Annotated in this window: 20 protein-coding genes, 2 other RNA genes and 1 riboswitch; of the genes, 2 read left to right on the top strand and 20 right to left on the bottom strand. The window is 33.2% G+C overall.

Going from position 1 to position 19,860, the window contains the following annotated elements:
- Positions 1-38 precede the first annotated feature (38 nt).
- From NST14_RS08395 to NST14_RS08330, 14 genes are all read right to left on the bottom strand, one after another.
- On the bottom strand, positions 39-1,091 hold the full coding sequence (locus tag NST14_RS08395; protein WP_229142950.1) for a glycosyltransferase family 4 protein: 1,053 nt from the start codon (positions 1,089-1,091) through the stop codon (positions 39-41).
- A complete protein-coding gene (locus tag NST14_RS08390; protein WP_229142949.1) occupies positions 1,088-1,888 on the bottom strand; it encodes a glycosyltransferase family 2 protein in 801 nt (266 codons plus the stop codon). Before NST14_RS08390 ends, NST14_RS08395 begins: the two co-directional genes overlap by 4 nt.
- On the bottom strand, positions 1,863-3,077 hold the full coding sequence (locus NST14_RS08385) for an O-antigen ligase family protein (RefSeq protein ID WP_229142948.1): 1,215 nt from the start codon (positions 3,075-3,077) through the stop codon (positions 1,863-1,865). Before NST14_RS08385 ends, NST14_RS08390 begins: the two co-directional genes overlap by 26 nt.
- A 3-nt stretch (positions 3,078-3,080) precedes the next feature.
- Positions 3,081-4,517: an oligosaccharide flippase family protein gene (locus NST14_RS08380; protein ID WP_142385789.1), complete on the bottom strand. Its 1,437-nt coding sequence runs from the start codon at positions 4,515-4,517 to the stop codon at positions 3,081-3,083.
- A 42-nt stretch (positions 4,518-4,559) separates the two neighbouring features.
- A complete protein-coding gene (locus NST14_RS08375) occupies positions 4,560-5,198 on the bottom strand; it encodes a sugar transferase (RefSeq protein WP_000617630.1) in 639 nt (212 codons plus the stop codon).
- 18 nt (positions 5,199-5,216) lie between these two features.
- A complete protein-coding gene (locus NST14_RS08370) occupies positions 5,217-5,837 on the bottom strand; it encodes a CpsD/CapB family tyrosine-protein kinase (protein ID WP_002163715.1) in 621 nt (206 codons plus the stop codon).
- A complete protein-coding gene (locus NST14_RS08365) occupies positions 5,824-6,567 on the bottom strand; it encodes a YveK family protein (protein ID WP_000806898.1) in 744 nt (247 codons plus the stop codon). The genes NST14_RS08370 and NST14_RS08365 overlap by 14 nt, the downstream gene beginning before the upstream one ends.
- On the bottom strand, positions 6,568-7,761 hold the full coding sequence (locus NST14_RS08360; protein WP_109630974.1) for an acyltransferase family protein: 1,194 nt from the start codon (positions 7,759-7,761) through the stop codon (positions 6,568-6,570).
- A 328-nt stretch (positions 7,762-8,089) separates the two neighbouring features.
- Positions 8,090-8,230 (bottom strand): FbpB family small basic protein, encoded by a 141-nt coding sequence (locus NST14_RS08355; protein ID WP_001228048.1) that lies wholly within the window; start codon positions 8,228-8,230, stop codon positions 8,090-8,092.
- A 357-nt stretch (positions 8,231-8,587) separates the two neighbouring features.
- Positions 8,588-9,454, bottom strand: coding sequence for a 5'-3' exonuclease (locus NST14_RS08350; RefSeq protein ID WP_073541939.1), 867 nt, complete (start codon positions 9,452-9,454; stop codon positions 8,588-8,590).
- Between the two features lie 130 nt (positions 9,455-9,584).
- On the bottom strand, positions 9,585-10,310 hold the full coding sequence (locus NST14_RS08345) for a P-type ATPase (RefSeq protein WP_229142947.1): 726 nt from the start codon (positions 10,308-10,310) through the stop codon (positions 9,585-9,587).
- Positions 10,311-10,653: 343 nt separating this feature from the next.
- Positions 10,654-10,819, bottom strand: a riboswitch (M-box (ykoK) riboswitch).
- Between the two features lie 183 nt (positions 10,820-11,002).
- Positions 11,003-11,389, bottom strand: a complete 387-nt coding sequence (locus tag NST14_RS08340; RefSeq protein ID WP_000606860.1) for a DUF350 domain-containing protein — start codon at positions 11,387-11,389, stop codon at positions 11,003-11,005.
- Positions 11,382-12,620: a glutathionylspermidine synthase family protein gene (locus tag NST14_RS08335; protein WP_000084961.1), complete on the bottom strand. Its 1,239-nt coding sequence runs from the start codon at positions 12,618-12,620 to the stop codon at positions 11,382-11,384. Before NST14_RS08335 ends, NST14_RS08340 begins: the two co-directional genes overlap by 8 nt.
- A gap of 3 nt (positions 12,621-12,623) precedes the next feature.
- Complete coding sequence (locus NST14_RS08330; RefSeq protein WP_229142946.1) at positions 12,624-12,935, bottom strand: hypothetical protein; 312 nt, start codon at positions 12,933-12,935, stop codon at positions 12,624-12,626.
- A gap of 83 nt (positions 12,936-13,018) precedes the next feature.
- Between NST14_RS08330 and NST14_RS08325 the strand changes: the two genes are divergently transcribed.
- Positions 13,019-13,468 carry a hypothetical protein gene (locus NST14_RS08325; protein ID WP_229142945.1) on the top strand — a complete coding sequence of 150 codons (450 nt, stop codon included), beginning with the start codon at positions 13,019-13,021 and terminating at the stop codon, positions 13,466-13,468.
- A gap of 54 nt (positions 13,469-13,522) precedes the next feature.
- Here NST14_RS08325 and ssrS (NST14_RS08320) read toward each other — a convergent pair.
- The 5 genes from ssrS (NST14_RS08320) to NST14_RS08300 all read right to left on the bottom strand — a co-directional run bounded on the left by ssrS (NST14_RS08320) (position 13,523) and on the right by NST14_RS08300 (position 15,624).
- Positions 13,523-13,706, bottom strand: a non-coding RNA gene (gene ssrS / locus NST14_RS08320) — 6S RNA.
- Between the two features lie 21 nt (positions 13,707-13,727).
- Positions 13,728-13,910, bottom strand: a non-coding RNA gene (gene ssrS, locus NST14_RS08315) — 6S RNA.
- A 116-nt stretch (positions 13,911-14,026) separates the two neighbouring features.
- On the bottom strand, positions 14,027-14,860 hold the full coding sequence (locus NST14_RS08310) for a sulfurtransferase (protein ID WP_000961784.1): 834 nt from the start codon (positions 14,858-14,860) through the stop codon (positions 14,027-14,029).
- Positions 14,861-14,862: 2 nt separating this feature from the next.
- On the bottom strand, positions 14,863-15,135 hold the full coding sequence (locus NST14_RS08305) for a YpbS family protein (protein WP_000451811.1): 273 nt from the start codon (positions 15,133-15,135) through the stop codon (positions 14,863-14,865).
- Between the two features lie 21 nt (positions 15,136-15,156).
- Positions 15,157-15,624: a GNAT family N-acetyltransferase gene (locus NST14_RS08300; protein ID WP_000219278.1), complete on the bottom strand. Its 468-nt coding sequence runs from the start codon at positions 15,622-15,624 to the stop codon at positions 15,157-15,159.
- 72 nt (positions 15,625-15,696) lie between these two features.
- Between NST14_RS08300 and NST14_RS08295 the strand changes: the two genes are divergently transcribed.
- Complete coding sequence (locus NST14_RS08295) at positions 15,697-15,951, top strand: DUF3931 domain-containing protein (RefSeq protein ID WP_000369740.1); 255 nt, start codon at positions 15,697-15,699, stop codon at positions 15,949-15,951.
- A gap of 3 nt (positions 15,952-15,954) precedes the next feature.
- Here the strand turns inward: NST14_RS08295 and NST14_RS08290 are convergent, their stop codons facing one another.
- Positions 15,955-19,614 (bottom strand): dynamin family GTPase, encoded by a 3,660-nt coding sequence (locus NST14_RS08290; protein ID WP_229142944.1) that lies wholly within the window; start codon positions 19,612-19,614, stop codon positions 15,955-15,957.
- Between the last annotated feature and the right edge of the window lie 246 nt (positions 19,615-19,860).

Genomic DNA, 19,860 nt, shown 5'->3' with positions numbered 1-19,860 from the left:
AAAGTTTCTATAATAAAAAAAACAAACGACTTCTACAGTCATTTGTTTAATTCATATAAATCTTTCGTTTCTTCTATCATTTTGGTTAACGAGAAATATCTCTCTGCTTTCTCTCGTGCTTTCAGTCTAATACCATTCACCTTTTCTTCATTCTCTTTTAGTTCCTCAAGCGCACTTACAAATCCTGATTCGCAATATTCAGATATCAAAACACCTGATTCTCCATCTATTACTGCTTCATTTATTCCGCCGACATCTATTGAAATAATTGGTGTTCCTGTGGCCATCGCTTCAATTACCACCATCGGAAACACTTCACGAAAAGATAATAAAAGTAGGGCATCCATATTCCCTATAAATCTATGTGGTTCCGAAATATTCCCTAACATCTTTACATTTTGCTGCAATCCATACTTTTCTATTTCTTTCATAATAGACTCTTTCTCTGGTCCATCACCAGCAATATAAAACTTAAAATCATCTCTCTTTCTCAACACATTTGCAATTTTTACAAATAGTCGATGGTTTTTTTCTTTGGATAATCTGGCTAATATCCCTACATGATAAGTAGATTCTGTCTTTTTCTGCCGAAATAAAAACTTTTCAATATCCACACCATTATAAATCGTCTTTATTTTTTCTGCAGCTACATGCATTGAAATTAAATTATTTTTTTCAAACTCACTTACTGTAATAATATTGTTCACATATTTATTCATGAAATAACGAAAAAGAATTGGCATTTTCTTTTCTAATATCGTTACATTATGTTTCGTATACACGACTTTTATCTTTTTTTTCATAGACTTTTGAAGTAGAAATGAATATAAAACCATTCGTAAACTATTTGCATGAATAATTTCTATCTTTCGATCACAAATTTCTCTTCGCAAGTAATACATATTTCTCAAATGATTCCATCGACTAAGCAACATGAAATTTTCTTTTCTAGTAAGAGATTCATATAGTTCTCCATCACCTGCAGCTGTATAAACTGTAAAGTTCTCATCACGCAAATTGCTTTCCAATTTACAGAAATAACTTTCAGCTCCTCCAGTTATCAATTTGTCTGTCATCAACAATATATTCATAATTGCGTCTTCCCAACTACATTGATTTTATTTTTTCTATAGGCATGAAAAGCATACTTACTAAAATAGTAAAAAATTTGCACTGCATTCAATCGTTTTTGTTCCTTTAATAATTTCCAATACCGAAAAGCCGCTCTCATTTTATTTCTCGAAACAGAATTCTCTACAATTCTATACTTCGCTAACACTTGCTGTATTCCTTTCGCTTCATGCCCTTCATGTAATAAGTTTAGCCATAGTGCTGTATCTTCCGGCTGTACATTAGGCATTTCAATATGCGAAATTTTTTCCTGATCAATCATTACTGTTAAACAACCGATAATTGTATTTCCTGCCAAACGATGATAGTCAACAAATTTTGGTACATTCACTTCTCGATTTAGTCCGTTACCGTTTTCATCAATTAAACTATACGATGTATATGAAAAGGCCGCATTCATTTCTTCCATAAATAACAATTGCGTCTTCAATTTATTTGGCAACCATATATCATCGCTATCTAAAAAAGCAATATATCTTCCTCTCGCCTCTTCAATCGCTAAATTCCGAGCTTTCGCAGCACCAACATTTTCTTTTAACGATATTAGCCTAATACGCGAGTCCCCTTCTATTATCTCTTTAATTTTTGCAGCAGATTGGTCAGTTGAAGCGTCATCAACGATAATCATTTCCCAATTTTCATATGATTGATTTTGTACTGATAAAATCGTCTCACCTATAAATCGTATACTATTATAAGAAGGTGTTATTACAGAAACATGAGGCGCCTCATTATGTGCTGATAGACATTTTACCATCTATCTTTCCCCTTCCTTCATATATTGAAATGTACTTCACAACAATTGCTAAAAATAAAAAGAACGCTTCGTTAATAATGAGTGACAATGAGATCATCTGAAATAAAAATGCAACCATAGTCAATAAAAGATACGGTTTTTCACGAAACAAAGTATACTGCGTTAACTTGAACATTAATACAAATAAAAAAGCGCTATATAAAAGAAAACCAATTGTACCCGATTCAGATAAAATTTCTAAAAATGTATTGTGCACATATAATTTTTCATTAAATTGAAATTCATAATAATTCGAAAAATTAAACGCACCGATTCCGATATATGGATTAGATAAATAATATTTAAAAGCTGCTTCCCATAATGTAAATCTGCCACTTCCATTATCATGCGAAAAATCAGAAATTCGTTTATTCAATATGTCATCCAATTGGCCACCCATTACACTATTAGATAAACTAAAGATCACTACACCAAACAATAGTAAACTCATCATTATTTTTATTTTTTTTGCAAAACTAGAAGTACATACATATACAAAAATGACAAGCACAAGCGCTAATATTCCTCCCCTTGAAAAAGTTAATAAACTTGTCGTAACACATAAAATCAATCCTAAAATGTTCGTCATATTATGTAAATTTGTCATATAATACATAAAAAATATTGTATTATAAAAAATAAAAATGTTAGGATCATCTAGCAAACCAATTAATCTTGGATATCCTCTATCAACTAATAGTCCGGCAAAAATTTCTCTTTCTTCTCCACCGTATAACCCAAAGTGCTGTAAACCAACTATATAAAGTATTAAGCTTACAATATTAAATATAAATCCTACATAAAAAATAGATGATTCAAGTGTTGCTATTTCAATATTTCCTAATAAATTTCTCATTATAAAATAACAACCTAAAACAAGTAACACACCAAAAATCATACGAATGCTAGCATGTAAATATATAGAAAGAATTCCACTCAAACAATAGATGAAATAAAATAGTAAAAATACAACTTCATGAAAATATAGCTTTTGGATATGGAAGTTTTTAATTGTTAAACAAAAATATATGACTAAAAAAATCATATAGATCTTCAACGAAAATCCAATATATATATTGTATTTACTTAACATGACAAATAATATTAGAAGCATAATCCATTTCATCGACATTTTCATATTATTTTCCATATGCTATATCCCCTGTTTCGTAATATAATCCTTTTTGCGTGTTTTTGTTATAAACGAAAAAAGAAGTTTTTTCAGCTCATAATCATATAGGAATATACCAACTACTACGATTAACGTATTCAGAACGAGCGCAATGAAATGATATGTATGCAACATATATTGCACCCCAATAAAAGTTACGCCAAAATAAATTGTATAAGGTATGACAATTTGGAATACAATTTTCTTCCTCACTACACTTACTGCTATATACCCAACTAAAGCTACAATTTCAAATAAAACCATAGCATAAGCCGCTCCTATCACTCCACCAATACTACTAAAACTATAAAGCATAATCCCACCTATCACTAATGCTATACATTGCACAACCGTTCTTTTATTTTGACGTCCACTCGTTGTTAAGCCGTCAGCTATAGCAATATTTAAACTTTGTAGCACAATGAGAAAGGATAATATTTGGAGTGGCTCTACTGCATTGCTCCATTCCTCATAAAAAAATATAGAAATAAAGTATGGTGCTAAATGATATAAACCGATTGTCATACAGACTCCCACAATCGCCATTGATTTTATTTGAAGTAAGTTTAATTTCGTATGCTCTTCTAAATTTTTTTGATTATAATGCTTAAAAAGCACTGGGTAAAACGCACCTGCAATTACCCCTGGCACTTGATATAAAGCTGCTGGCATCCGGTACGCCACTGCAAAAACACCGACCATACTTAGTGGCAATGTATAGTTAAGTAAGATAGGCGCTAATTGCGGGGTGCTCATTATTAAAAAACCGCTAATAATAAAAGGTGTTAATTGCCAAAATAATGCTTTATGGATTACGACTTTCATATTCATTTTCGTCTTTTTTCTCATGATATATATGCTGAACAAACCACCGATCATATACCCAAAAGCATATAAACGAGCTGTTACATACACCGGTAACTCTCCGAAAATACAAAAACATGTAATGATGATAACAACTGACGCTGATACAACTTTAATAAGTGCTATATACTTCATTCGTTCCATCAACTGAAAGTAGGCAATCCCTATATTTTGGAAAGTTAATCCTATTAACATGAAAAACATTACGTTTATCATCATGTAAATTACATTTCTATCCGCATACATATAATGAATAGCAATATAACCGATTATAGAAATAAAAATAAGTAGGATCATCCTTATTTTTATATACGACAATAAAATCTTCCCTAAGTCTACTCCATCTTTTGCCCCTTCTCGAAGAAACGTGTTAGTAAGTCCTAAATCTGTGAAAAATAACATAACAAACGTCACTGCTATGGCAACACTAAACATTCCATAATGTTGTGCATTAAAAAAATTTGCTAAAGCAATTAAACTTACAGCCTGAAAAAGATTAGCTAAAATCGTGCTATAAAATAGATGGATAATATTATTTAAAATAGATTTACCCATACCTGCTCTCCTTTGCAAGCAACCTAGCCTACTTACATATATTTATCTTGCACCATTACCGTTCAATACAATTAAAACAGTTTTACATAAAATACGAATATCCATCCTGATCGTTTTCATTTCAATATACTCTATGTCCAACTTCAATTTTTCTTTTGCATCAAGATTATACCCTCCATTTATTTGTGCCCATCCTGTTAACCCTGGTTTCACGATTAAGCGGTCTTTGAATTCTGGAATATACGTATCAAATTGTTTATAAAAATACTCTCTCTCTGGTCTAGGTCCCACAAAAGACATATCACCTTTTAAAATATTTAAAAGTTGCGGTAACTCATCAATTCTCGTTTTTCTTATAAATGATCCAACTTTAGTAATTCTTGAATCATTTTCATCTGCCCATTGTGGTCCATTTATTTCAGCCTCTTTTACCATCGACCTTAATTTAAATACATTAAATTTCTTCCCATTAATACCTAAACGTTCTTGAAAATAGATTGGAGCTCCTGCTGTTTCGAAAGCAATCATAATACAAAAGAACAACATAATTGGTAGCGTTACTAGTAACAATATGAGTGAAAATGTAATATCAAACAAGCGCTTTATACTTCGATTCAAAATACTGGTCTTTTCTTGGGCCGGAATCGCATACAACTTGGCTTGATTTGTTTCACGAATCATAGTTCGTTACCCCCACATTCAAGAATATAAAACTATACCCATTAATTCACATTCTTTCTTTTTTATATCAGTTATTGCTTTTTGCACGGTACGTAGGGAATCTTTTCGCTTTTTGACTGCTAAGATCACTCCATCGCATTTCCCTGCACTAATGTGCGTAACAGGAAGCTCAAATACTTCAGAAGAATACAAGAGAATATAATCAAAATCTTCTCTCCACTTCGCAATTGCACGATCAAATTCATCCATAGAAACTAAAGTCGTTCCGGTGTGTACTGTTTTTTTGGCAGGAATACAATATAAGTATTTAGATAAATTACTAGAAAAAGATTCATAACTACAGGTGAAATCGCTTATTATATCATTCACTGTTTTCGTATGATTACTTTGTAATAGTAGATGTAGTTTAGGATCAGAAAAATTCACATCGATAAGTAACACCTTTTTTTTCATTTCTGCAAACACTAGCCCTATATTTACTATAAGCTGAGCAACAACGCCTCTATCCTTCGTTGAAATAACTGTGAATACTTGTTTTCCTGTTTTTTTCAACTCGTGATATACAGTATAAAACTGCTCTTTCATTAGAGCATCATGCGGATTAAATAAAAGCTGTTTCTTTGTTTTAAACATCGACATGTTCACCTCGATATATAGCTGATTGCGGATCAACTTCTGTAGATTCCTTTTTTCTTTTCGGTTCCATATTTATGTGACCAATTACAGGAACTGTTGTTATCTTCTCTAAATCCTGTTCCACGTATATACGTTCATCAAAATAATCTCGAAATACGGCTAAACCTATCCCAACAAAAAAACTAACAATTAAAGAGATAGGAATGATAAGTTGAATTTTCGGAAACAACTTTTCAGCTTTTTCCTGTAACTCAGGATCAGTTAATATTTTTACCCCCTGCACATTCGTATACTGTTGAAAGCTTTTTTGAGATTGTTCTGCCAATGACTTTACAATTTCTTTTACGATTATAGGATCCGAATCTTTTACTGTAACAGTAACAATTTGTGAGTTGTCCATATTCACCACTGAAATTTTTTGTGCTAGTTCATGACTTGATTGCTCTAATTTCAAAGTTTTTTTCACTGTTGAAATAATGAGTGGACTTTTTAATATATCAACATAAGATGTTACCAGTTGCTTATTTTCCTGTGTTTTATTTGTTGAATTTTCCTTATTAAACTCATCTAAATTCCCAACGAGAATTTGTGTTGAATATTGATATGAAGGCTTTAATACGTACATAGAGATAAGAATTAGAGAAACAGTTAAACAGCACATCGTCAAAATAATTGTTACTATCCTTCTTTTCAATAACTGTTGAAAATCCTTCATACTAATTTCTTGCTTCAATTATTTCACCGCCTTTGTCTGATTCATATTCTGAACATCATTCTTTACAGATAACCCTTTCTTCTTTCTATTCGCTTGCTTTGTTACATACTTTCCGACTCTGAATGCAAATTTTTCTATAAATATATACGAAAGCATCGCAAGTATAAACGAAAAAACGAGTGAAAAAATTAAAATAATAGGCAACGGCAATATTTCATGAAGCATGTATATAAGGGAAAATAACGATATGATATGGTATAAATAAAGACTGTAAGAAATCTTCCCCAAATATAACAAGTATTTATTACGCAACAACGATGACAAAGTTGATACTGATAGACTTAATATGACAAATAAACATGCACTTATCGCTACTACGTAGTCTCGCAATATAAAATTATTGAGCACTTTAATTTCTCCGATAAGCCCTTCATACATATAAAGTAAAATCGCTAATAAAAACCATGCAATTTTCTCATTTTTAGTACGATTACTATAAAAAATTATTACATTATTTTTATACTTCGCAACTAGTGCTCCTAGTAAAAATAGCACCGTGTAATGTGGTGTTAACATATAGCTTGTTAATGTTAAACTCGAGCGAAATAAAAATAATATCGCAACAGAGCATATACTAAAACTAAACAATGTCAATAACGAATCCCTCAACGTTTTTCTTAAACAAACCATCAAAACTAACGGGAAAATGATTGATATTCGCATTTCATGAACAAGTGACCAAATTACGCCGTTATATGCATCTGTATTATATTTCCCAACCAATAATATATGCTGCACGATTAGGCTTAAAGAACTTTCAATCGTCCATGAGCGATTAAACCATTCACTTAAATGAGAAATTCCATATTCACTCATTGTAGTTTGGCATAAAATAGCTATAAGTATCGCTACGATATATGGAATATAAATTCTGCATATACGCTTTACAAGGAATGACCTATAGCTATCATAATTTTTTTGAATAGATTCATACAAAACAAATCCACTCAAAACAAAAAAGATAATAACAGATTCGTTACCACTACTAAAAACAAGACGAGCAGGTGTTTCTTTTAATAGATACATAACAAATAGTTTATTATCTTCATAACTGTAATTTTGAAATACTGAAAAAATCATTAAATGATGGCCAATCATTACTACTAATGAAGAAATCCCTCTAATTGAATCCAGTTCTTCATACCTATTCATCGCTTTATATCAACTCCTAATGAAATGATAATAATCATTTCAAAGCGACACCATTATTCATATTCCTCTCCTTTCTTTTCATTCCAATTTTTCATATTAAAATGATTTATAGCGTAATTTTTAATGTATTGCAACATTTTTTGTAATATTATGAATAGTCAATCCCTTTAATTGGTATATACCAATTTCAACCTCGAAAAATGAAAAAGATTGCTAGAAAAGCACTATAAAAATATCTTGTATATTTACAAAATTAAAGATAGGAATAGCATTTTTTCCAATATAAAATAAAAAAGATAGCCTTTATAGGCTATCTTTTTTATTTTATTTAATTACTAGCACCACTATATGCTACATGTCGTTTCTCAATTCGTTCCTCAATTTCTTTCATATTTTCTTTATTATTTAATAGTGATTGTTTATTTTCAATTAATAATTGTTTAAAAGATTTTCTCACTTTTTTTCTCATTTTCATTGTCCTCCTTGGGGGATGATTTATATAAAAGATAAAGAATTATCTGGTTGTTCTTATAATAATTGATTGTTGTGAATTCCATTTGAACTTCATATGAAAATTCCGTTTATTTTCTGACAACTTTGTGAACACTCAAAAAAGAGTCTCCTAAAACAATTTTATAGTCGTTTCATTCAATTACATAAATCGCCATTTGCATCATCTTATATCAATTTACCTTGTCGAAATATTTATATATTTTAAGCTGCATTCCATATACTTTCATCTACTAAAATTCTTTTTTTCAAAATAAAAAAGAAGGTGTCACCTAGTCTAAGTTCGACTTATGCAACATCCTTCTTTCCAAACTATTTACAGCATATTGATTAACATTTCAGGTCTTCCCCAATTCATTTCTTCACAAACGAATCGTAGTTTTTCTTCATCTATTGTGTGTAATCCTTCTTCTAGTGAACATGAAATTGGAACTTCACAATGAATTTGCGCTAATTGTAATGAAATATTTAAATTCTCTAAATCACTTTCGATCTTCGTACGTTGCGCTTTCGTTAATGATGCCATATTTTCTAGTACAGTTGCTACTGTACCATGTTCTTGAATAAGCTTATACGCTGTTTTTTCACCGATACCTTTTACACCTGGGTAATTATCGCTCGTATCTCCCATGAAAGCTTTCGCATGCACGATTTGCCACGGTTCTACACCTTTTTCTTCCATAATTTTCTCTGGTGTGTAATACTCGTAATTTCCAATTCCTTTGCGCAGAAGCATAACTGTAACGTTCTTATCAACAAGTTGAAGTAAATCCGTATCACCTGTTAAAATATAAACTTCCGCTTCATTGCAGTATTGTTTTGCTAGTGTACCGATACAATCATCCGCTTCATACCCTTTCATGCCGATAACTGGAACAGATAATTTTGCAGTCATTTCTTGCACTAGATCAAATTGCGGAATTAATTCTTCAGGTGGCGCTGCACGATTCGCTTTATAATTTGAGAACGACTCTGTTCTAAATGTTGTACTTCCCATATCCCAGCATGTTACGATGTGTGTCGGTTCAATTGCTTGCATTGCCGTTAATAAATGTTTCATATAACCATGAATCCCGTTTGTAGGGGTACCATCTTGTCGTTTCATAAACTGCCCGTAGACACTTGTTGCATAAAAAGCACGAAATAATAGTGCCATACCATCAACTAATAATACTTTTTTCATAATTCCTCTCCTACCAAAAAAAATAATAACCCCACGTCATCACGTAAGGTTATATAAATAGATTACCATTCTACGTTTTTCAACTTTGTCTATTATACATTGTTTTTGTATATTTAGCATCATTTACACATTAAGACGTTTTACTACAACAAGTATGAAGAATCCCTGTATACGTATTTTTCCCAGTTGAAACTACTACAGCTTTTGCATTTCCACTAACAATATACGTCCCTTTGAAACATACATTTTCAAGTTCAAGTGGATTATAGTCTTTCATTCTTTTCAAAGGAATAAATCGTTTGCGTTCAAGATGATAGCAACTTTCAAATTTCTCAATACTCGCATCGTTTCCTGTTAGCACAGATTCATTTACTAATAGATCATTTGCATAAATGATACGTACATCTGCTGGTACTGTATCACCTTCCGAAAGGAAAATCATATCTCCAGGAACAAGCTCTTGTACTGGCAAATCCATCATTTTTAATTCACCGTTTAAACCTGTTACACTAGAACATTCTACTCGAGACACAGTAATCTTCTCACATTGTAATCCATCTCTCACATGTTGTTTTGAAAAACCTGGGATCATTCCACCTAGCTTCATCATCACTTCTGCAATACGAGCTCTTTTTGAAGTTAATTCATTTCGGCCGTATACTTGAATACGTTTTTGTGCCTCTTTCATAGATAATCCATCTCTTGTTGTTTTAAAATACGCAAATACAGATTTTACATCTCTCGTTGCGATTTCAATTAATAAATCTTTATTTTTTTGAAGCATCGTTTGTTCTTTCATTGATTTTTTGTTTAATTTATATGACGTGTTACCCACAGTTTTGTTTGCATATAACATATTATCGTCTCCTCCTTTACAACGTAGGAAGAAACGCTTTGTTTCTCAATTTATCCACTTTACGGTGAAAGTGTCTAGCGCCTAAACATACATATAAACGCTACATGATGATAAATATAGAGGGAGGAACAAGTCGTTTCCTGCCTACATCATATATTTTTGATTTGAAGTATATGGGTAACGGAACCGAGTCAGAATTTGACATGCTCCTCACCTCCTCGTTTTATTTTATAGTTTATACTATGAAATTACTCATAGCTTTGTAACAAAAAGACCCTTACTCCGAAAAGAGTAAAGGCCATGACATACACAAATAAACGATTCCTAATACAATTAGAAATCTACGGACCTCTCCCTCGCCGAGTTTTAGCACTGTATAGCATAGGTACATTACCAGCTACATTAAGAAAAACCTTAATTCGATCATTCCTGTTGACCCATTGGCGTCTCTCGACATTTTTGGGCAGTAGCATTTCTCTATACAGGAGCCTCACCTAACAGAGACTTATTTTTATTACATAGAAAATGTTACTCTTATTTAAAATAGATGTCAACACCTTGAATGGAATCTTTTCCTTATTACAACAACTTCCTCTCATATACATACTATTTCTCTTTCTACGTATCAAATGAATGAAGCACATATTTTAAAATTAGTAAAAATAAAAACCTTACGTTTAAACGTAAAGTTTTTAATAAGTTATACAACCAGCAATTACAATCCCAATTGAAAGCGATAAAAACATAAGAAAAAGACCGACCGCTTGATTATCTTCTTCAAGACTTTTATTTATATTAAAGCGTGGTGTAAGCCACTCAGCTAAATAAAAGACGATAATTTGAGCCAAAATCCCAACCGCTCCCCACGAAACCATATCAAGAAGTGAAATGGAATTAGCTGCTGTTGAATATAAAACAATAGCTAACCCAAGTAATCGCCCTCCAAGTACATAGCTTACTGCCTTATTCCCTTGAGCCATTAACTTAAATTCTTTTACTTTCGTTGTCACTTCCATCAGGAAAAGACCTATGCATAAAAGACCAAGTGTTACTGCTAAATATAATAAAAAATTAATCATATACTTCCTCCTTTTTTATACCTACTGGTAAATAGTACGATTCATTCCCCGTAATTTTTTCACCAGCACGAATACCGATACTACTTGCTTTTCCTGCAATTAAAAACGAACCAAACACATACGACAGTTTCTCCATCCCTTTCTCTGTTTCCAAAGATACGACTGGAAGTTCTGTATACTTTTGAAATATCGGCAGTGACGCTTTATACGTTTGGTGTGCATTTTGAATCATAATATTTTCGTCCTTATCACGAATGGTAATCGTGTCTCCCTCTCTACCAAATGAAGGTTTTTGAACGAAAGAACCTTTTCCTAAAAATAAATCTGGTTCTAAATATGTAGGTAACATATATTCTTTAATCCACTGTCGTTCCTCATTTGTATAAAAGACCTCTTCTTCTGCTAATCCCCAAATAAGACACTGAACTGATTTAGGCTGAAGTAAAAATGCTGACAAAGGATTTATAATAAACAGCTTTCCGGCTTTTACGAGTTGCAACAACTCCACACCTACCAAATCCCCTGTTTCAGGATCTTGATCCTCAATTAAATCTTCTATCGGATATGTTTGACGATATAAAACATCAATTTGCACTCCATCCCTATCCACTAAAGAATCTTTTGTAATTCTAAGTTCTGACATTGGCACGACTTTATTTTCAACACGGCATAACTGACTTAAATACATAGTCGTATTCCAATCCTCAATATGCTCATGATGCGCTGTAAAAACAACATTTGGGTTGTCTATTCCCTTTGTCGCTTCCATTACAGCTTTTGTAACACCAGAGGATAGCAATCGCTCTTGGCCTAAGTTTGGATCATCATAACCTAGCTTTTTACAAACTTCCCCATTCATTTGAAAGCATTCCATAATAAAGGTAGGTGTATCACTATTAAACTCAAGCATTTTCATTTGGTTATCGCCTGTTAAAACGAAATCAAATCGTGAAATAACAGATTCAGGATATAATCCTTTCATTCTAATGAACGATAAGCTTGCGGGGGGAAATCCAAGTTCAAGAAGCTGTTCGTCACTTAAATTACGCAAAAGTCTAGCAGTCTTAAAAAATATTTTCCCCATTCGTTCAGTTGCAACTTGTAATTGTTTCATAGTCTCATTTGTTATAGGAAAAACATGAAACAAACTATACTCACATTCATATAAATCCGACCAGAAATCCTGATATTTTGAATAAAACTCTTTTCGATCCCTTATGTATTGCGACATATGTTAGCCCCCAAATCCTCCCTTTGAACCGCTTCCAATTCCATCTTTAAATTCCGCAGACGATTGATACGATTTAAATGCCGATGAATTTTTAAAAGTGGATTTATTTTGATAGTATGTTCCGCCATAGAAATAATGTCCACGATAACCTGAACTACTATCATCACACTGCCATACCCCAAGTTCATCATCCCAATCCCAATCTGCACAACTTTTATCATTCGGTTTTGGGGGTAAATCTTGTGCGCAGCCAAATAAGGTGCCAGTCATTAAAGACGTTACGACACCACCTACTAGCCATTTCGTTTTTGTCACCTTCGCACTCCCCTTTATAAAATATATTTCTATTATATAAGAAGCCATGATAAAGTAGAAGAAAAAGGAAGAAGAGGGATGAAATGCGCTTAGAATATCGACTTAATGATGAAACAAAAGGGTATCCTGCTTTATGGAATTACACAAATATTTCTAATTCTGAAATTATCGCACGCATGACTTGTGAATATTTTATAAAAGATAAAAATACATATGTTGTTACTGCAACTTCAGTAGATCCAGATGGAACAGTAGTTATATATATTCAACAAGAAACTTTCTCTAACGATCCTTCAGATCCTACTTACTTCCACATCGGTTTTGAAATTAGAGAGCTAAAGGATACAAGTTCAAACTTGATTGAAAGTAAAGATGTATGGAACTATGAAGAAATCTTGCCATATCTGCATTCAGATATTATATATATTCAACAAGACGGCATGCATATGGAATTTACTTTAGATTCAAGAGAAATTGATGAAGACAGAAAGTGCTACATTTATTACGGAAACTTCACAGGTGAATCAAGATAACATGGATATATGTATACAACAAAAAAACCTTACGTATAAAACGTAAGGTTTTTATATAGCCCCACATATGCCGTTCTCTCTAGATGTCCATAAACCTGCTCTCACAGGTGGATGCTCTCACAAATGTTTGTAACTTCCTTCTTAAAAAGATGGCATGTTAGCTACATTTAAATATTGAACTTCCATATTAAACTTATTGGTTTAAGACATGCATAAGCTACGTACACCGTAGGAATTTTATATAATGTTAGTTGAAATAAGACCCCCGCACGTGCCGCTCCTCGTAAATGTCCAAAAACCCGCTACTCGCAGGTGGATGCCCTCACAGTTACCGTACATCTTCCTCCACAAGGAAGGCTTGATGATGGTCACTAAATATTGAGCTTCCGTATAACTAACATCGGTTTTAGACATAAATAAGTTACGTACACCGCAGGATGTATTATTTACTTGTCGTTATATTATCACATTGTTTCCAATGTGTAAAATACAAAGTTTTTCGAGCAATCTCTTGCTTGTGACCTTATTTTAATACAAATTATTTTTGCATGCAAGTGATTAATCTTCTTCTTTTGCAATTTGATTTTCTGGATAAGAAATCCAATCACTCCAGCTACCTGCATACAATTTAACATTTTGGAATCCAGCTAATTTCAATGCAACGATATTTGGACATGCTGTAACACCAGAACCACAATATACAATTGTTTCCTTATCTTTCGAAAGATTTTGGAATCGTTCTTGTTGCTGAGCTTCATTCTTAAATTGTCCTGATTGCAGCATTCCATCCTTCCAAAAATAATTTACTGCTGTTGGAATGTGTCCTGCTTTCGGATCAACAAGTTCCTCTACACCAGCATAACGTTTTGGCTCTCTAGAATCAATTAACGTAACATCTGCACCTGCATAGATATTCTCTCTCACCGTTTCCATCGTTACAAGCATATGATTTTGTATATTTTCTTTGAATGCTTTTCGTTTAGCAACAGAAATTTCTGTTGTTACCGGTAGTCCATTCTCTTTCCATGCTGGAAATCCACCATCTAATATATATACTTTCTCATGTCCTACATAGTTTAATAACCACCAAAGACGAGAAGCATTTGCACCCGCTTCACTGTCATATGCAATCACTGTCGTATGTTCATCAATACCAGCTCGCGACAGCTTGTCTGCAAACTCCTCAATATTTGGTAACGGGTGGCGACCACCATGTTCTGTTATAGGACTTGATAAATCTACATTCAAATCAAAATATAATGCATGAGGAATATGTTCCTCCTCATACTTTTCTCTACCCCAATTAGGATTCGCTAAATCAAAACGACAATCGATTATACGGACGTTCTCATCTTCTATATGCTCACGTAACCATTCGACTGTAACTAACATCTTTAACGACCTTCTTTCTCTTTCAAACGACTTACATACTCCATAACCATTTCTTTTGTAACATATTTACGCTCTAGTGTAACACCATTTTTTGCAAGAGCATTAATTTGCTTCGTTACAACATTAATGACATCAACCGAAAATTCTTTCCCATTTGACGCAAGAGATACGGCTGCTTCAATAGCTGCTTCACGCTGCGCATCTAATTGTAAACATGCTTTTACACTTTCATTTTGTTTACGAGAATGTGCTGTAATTGCTTTATGTACTTCCATCTTCTCTTCCCCCTAAATAAGTTATACGTTCTGATTTAATTCCATTGCAAGCCGAATCATATCACGGCATACAATCCCATTTTCAATAATCTCTTCTTCATAATGCTTCGAAAAGTAATCAAAATCAATAGAAAAAATACGAAATCCACATTTTTGATAGAAAGCAAGTTGTGAAACACTAGAATTGCCTGTACCAACTTCAAGTTTTGACATACCATATCCTTTAGCAGTTTCTATAGCATGACTTATTAGCTTCTTTCCAATCCCTTTTCCTTGCAAATGCTCTACAACCGCAATATTCATAATTTCCATCGTCTTCGGCCTTGTTTCCAAAATTACATATACACCGATTACATTATCCTCTTGCTTAGCTACGTATGTTAATCCTCTTTGTACATATGCACCAATTTGCTGTTCACTTGGATCAGCAAGTAGTAATAAAGACTTCGGTATAACTTCTTTTGAAATACGTTCTATTACAACAGTCATAAAAAATTCCCCCTTCTCTATTGTTCTAAACCCTCCTTGTCTACCATAAGTAATAGAAAGGAGGGATTCACCATGGACAACAATGAGAAAAAATGCAACGTCATCTCTATTGATGGAAAGAAGAAGAAGAGCGACACGTATTCCTATCCAAAATTAGTAGTAGAAAATAAAACATATGAATTTTCTTCGTTCGTCTTATGCGGTGAAACACCAGACGGCAGACGACTCGTTCTTACTCATATGATTTCTACCGATGAATTTGCTGGATTTGTCAAATCTTTAGATACGGTACTACAAAAGAAAATCGAACGAATCTTTTTCTCATAACGACTACATCACATACATTTCTTTTTCAATCTCTACTAATTGCTTTTGCAATTGTTCTTTACTTTGTTCATATAGTGATACATCAATCGTTTCAGCCAATGCAAATAATACACTTTCATAATAATTCATTACATCTTGCTGCATCACTTTTTGGAATAAGTTCCATTTCAAATCCCACTCTTGCTTATAATGATGAACAAATAAATCTTTTTCATCAGCTACATAGTTTGATACGAGAGGTTCTAATACAGATTTAGCGTCTTCTTGCATAAAGGCTTTTTCATTCTTTTCAAAAAAGCTTTTCTCGTTTTTAAAGTGTGCCAATGCTTTTTTGAAATCTTTTATTTCAACTGAAGGAAACGGTTCTTTATGTGTAATATCTTTATATTCATATTCCACTGTTCCATTCATAGAAATTGATTCATTTTCTACTTTACAGTTCACCACAATTTCATTCTTTGCACGCTTCATCGCTTCATCTATCCATCTTTCAAGGCGTAATGATGTCGCACGCATTTCTTGTAATAAATCATGCTGAATAAATGCTACTAATTCCATAACACACTGCTGCAACTGCACTTTCACATTTCCATCCGTTCGAAGCGATGCTGGATTAATAAATTCAGTAAACACATCGTTATAGCGTAGGAATAGACGTTGTTGCACGTAATAAAGCAATTCTTTCACTTCATTTTGCATCGCCTGTTCTTCAGCAAGTACACTATATGATGAAATGATATGAAGTAGTTGATCACGCTCTGCTTCATATTTTTTCGTTTGCTTCTCTTTCTCTTCATTCCCCTGCTTTGCACCATTTATCATATTTACTAACAGCTGATCTGCCCCTTGCAATGCACCATATAAAGCATGAACAGATACGAGCATTAAATCTCTCATCATAAAGGATGTAAATGATTCCTCGAACTTAGCAATCCCAGAGTTTTGTAAAATACCGTACTTCTCTTTCTCAATATTTTTTCCTTGTTTCTCTTCAAGCGCACATAAACTTGAAATTGCAAATAAACGTGGATTTCTAATACCGTATTGTAGTAGCTGGTCTGCGATATAACCTTTTACCATTTCAAGTTCTTCTTCAGACTCTGCTAAATCGGCCGCATTAATTAAGAAGAACATTTTATCAAGAGCAAAAGTATCCTTTACACGACCGAGCTGAATTAAAAATTCACGGTCAGCACGAGAGAACACGTGATTATAATACGTGACAAACAAAATAGCATCTGCGTTTTTAATATACTGGAACGCAACGTCTGTATGGCGGGCGTTAATAGAATCCGCTCCAGGTGTATCTACAAGCGCTACTCCTTGCCTTGTTAATGCACAATCATAATAAAGCTCCATGTACTCAACAAAACAAGATTTTTCTTCATTCGCTACATAATCAGAAAACTCTTCTAATGTAACTTGTACTTTCTCGCCTAAATGTGCAGAAACTGTATCATACCCTTTTTGTACTGCTCGTAAAAAGCTAAATGTTGTTTTTTGCTTCCCAGTTGGTGAAGGGTATTTCATAACTTTATCAATCTGCGCTAACGCTTCATCTAACGTAGTAATCTCATAATGAAACAGCTTATAAACAGCTTTCATATCTTCTAATAAGGCTTGCTTTGATTTAAATTGAACCATTACTGTTCCGTGTGGTTTTTCCTCTGTAACTGGCAAAATTTGATTAATCGTTGCCGTCGTCGGATTTGGTGACACTGGAAGTACTTTCTCACCAAGCAATGCATTGGCAAATGATGATTTCCCAGCACTAAAAGCTCCAAATAATGCTACTGTAAATTGTTTCGTTTCCACACGGCGCCTTTTTTCTATTACCTCTTGCTGTACATGTTTTAGCGCTGGCAATGGCTCTAATATCGTTTCAGCTTTCTTCACTTTCTCTAATATACGCTGAATATTTAAAGCTGCCGTTCCTTTTATCTCTTCCTCACGAGCCGTTACGTTATCATTTACAATTTCCTGCTCTTGTAGTGTGAATTTCTCACTAACAATTTGTTTTTTACTTTGCAATATCTCTTCTATTTGCAATCCTTCTGGTGTAGCAACACGATCATGCCAAACATTTTGTAAATAGCCTTCATATGCCTCCAAATTGTTACTGTATTGCAATTTCGTTTCTTTCGCCGTTTGCAACATCGTATATGTTTCAATCTCTTCTTCAATACGATCAACTGCTTCTTTTACCTTTTGCTTTAAAACGACTGCACTTTTATCAAAAATTTGCTGTGCTTTTGTAAAATAACGTTTCTTTAATTCATTCGCTACATCCGCTGTATAAAGAAGTAAGTAATCACCTGTGAAACCTGCACCTTGTTTAATTACTTCTGCTAACATTTCTGGTCCAAAAGCAATTTCTAAATCATATATGTCTTTCCCAATCTCTTCTGTAAACAACCCTTCTTCTTTTAAGAAGGCAACAATAAATTCTTTCACATGAAAATCAAGTTGCGTTTCGACAGTCTTTTGCAAAGCAGCATAAAAAGCATCTAAACGTCTCTGTTTTTCTTGCTCAGTCTTTCCTTTCGCAAATAGCAAACCAACTTTAAATTTTGTTAATTTCGTTTCTAAGTACGCATTTGCCAATTCTCTCATTTCAAATGGCATTAAATACGCGTTATCTAATATAGCTTGTAAGCCTTTTATAAATTCATTTCTCATTTGAGACTCTTTATTAGCCTCGCGATGTTTCATTTCCGTTAGCTCTTCTTTCTTTTCAACTATTTCTGAAATGGAAAGCGGTGATGCTAACTCTTCCTCATATTTCAAAAGAGCTTTTTCATTTTCAGAAAGAATAAACGAGAAATGTTCCCCCATTAAATATTCTGTTTCTCGCACCATTCCATCTCTTACATACTGCTCTTTTTCTTTCATAATAGAAGTAATTAACGTTTCTAGGTTTTCAATTTCATTATGTGGATGGTTCATCATTCGTAATGATGTATAATAAACTCCATCTACTTCAATATCCCAGTTAGAGAATGATTGTTTTACACTATCGCTATAATCTGCAAACGATAATTCATTTTCTTTATGTTTATCTATTTGATTTACAACTAGATAAACCGTTTTATTACGTTGTTTCAATTCTTTAACAAATTGTAAATTCACTTCCGATTGGACGTGATTATAATCCATCATATAAAAAATTACGTCTGCTAGATGCAGCGTTGATTCTGTCGCTAGTTGATGGGCATCATCTGTTGAATCAATCCCTGGTGTATCAACTAACATAACACCTTCAGGAATTGGTGCATCATTCCGATAAATATGAACACCAATTACCTCATCGCCATCTTTACAAATTTGTTTTAATTCTTCTGCTGAATATGCACCGTCATATTCGTACTGCTCTCCAGATTTAATCGTTACAACAACACGATCAAATCCCTTTTCAATTTTAACGACGTTAGCGCTTGTCGGAATTGGACTTGTCGGTAACAACTGCGCTTTATATAGATGATTCATCATCGTTGATTTCCCTGCTGAGAAGTGACCGCAGAATGCTATCATAAGCTGCTCTCGTTTATATTTTTGAATTACTTCAAACAACTTTAAACTATTCTCTGCATCGCCGTGTTTTTGCCACTCTTCATAAAAACAAACAAGCTTTTTCATACCGTTTGTCTGTACTATGTTTGTCATCCCCTTGTTCCCCTTTATCCAAGATGTATATGCTATTTGCAAGCTAATAACCAATGAGAAATGCACCTACTCATTGATTACCTTTTCACTTTACTATCATACTAAATTTTCAGCATATTCTCATTAAAAATAAAAAATCCCTTTCATTCTTTTTACAAATGAAAGGGATTTTATGTAATATCACTCATTTTGCTGTTCCTACTCCATTTAAAACATACTTTGCAATAACTGCATATACAGCGACTG

It is taken from the genome of Bacillus sp. FSL W8-0519 (genome assembly GCF_038005585.1).
Lineage (GTDB): Bacteria > Bacillota > Bacilli > Bacillales > Bacillaceae_G > Bacillus_A > Bacillus_A paranthracis.
The sequence above is the reverse complement of the archived record's forward strand: the minus strand, read 5'-3'. Positions and strand labels throughout refer to the sequence as shown.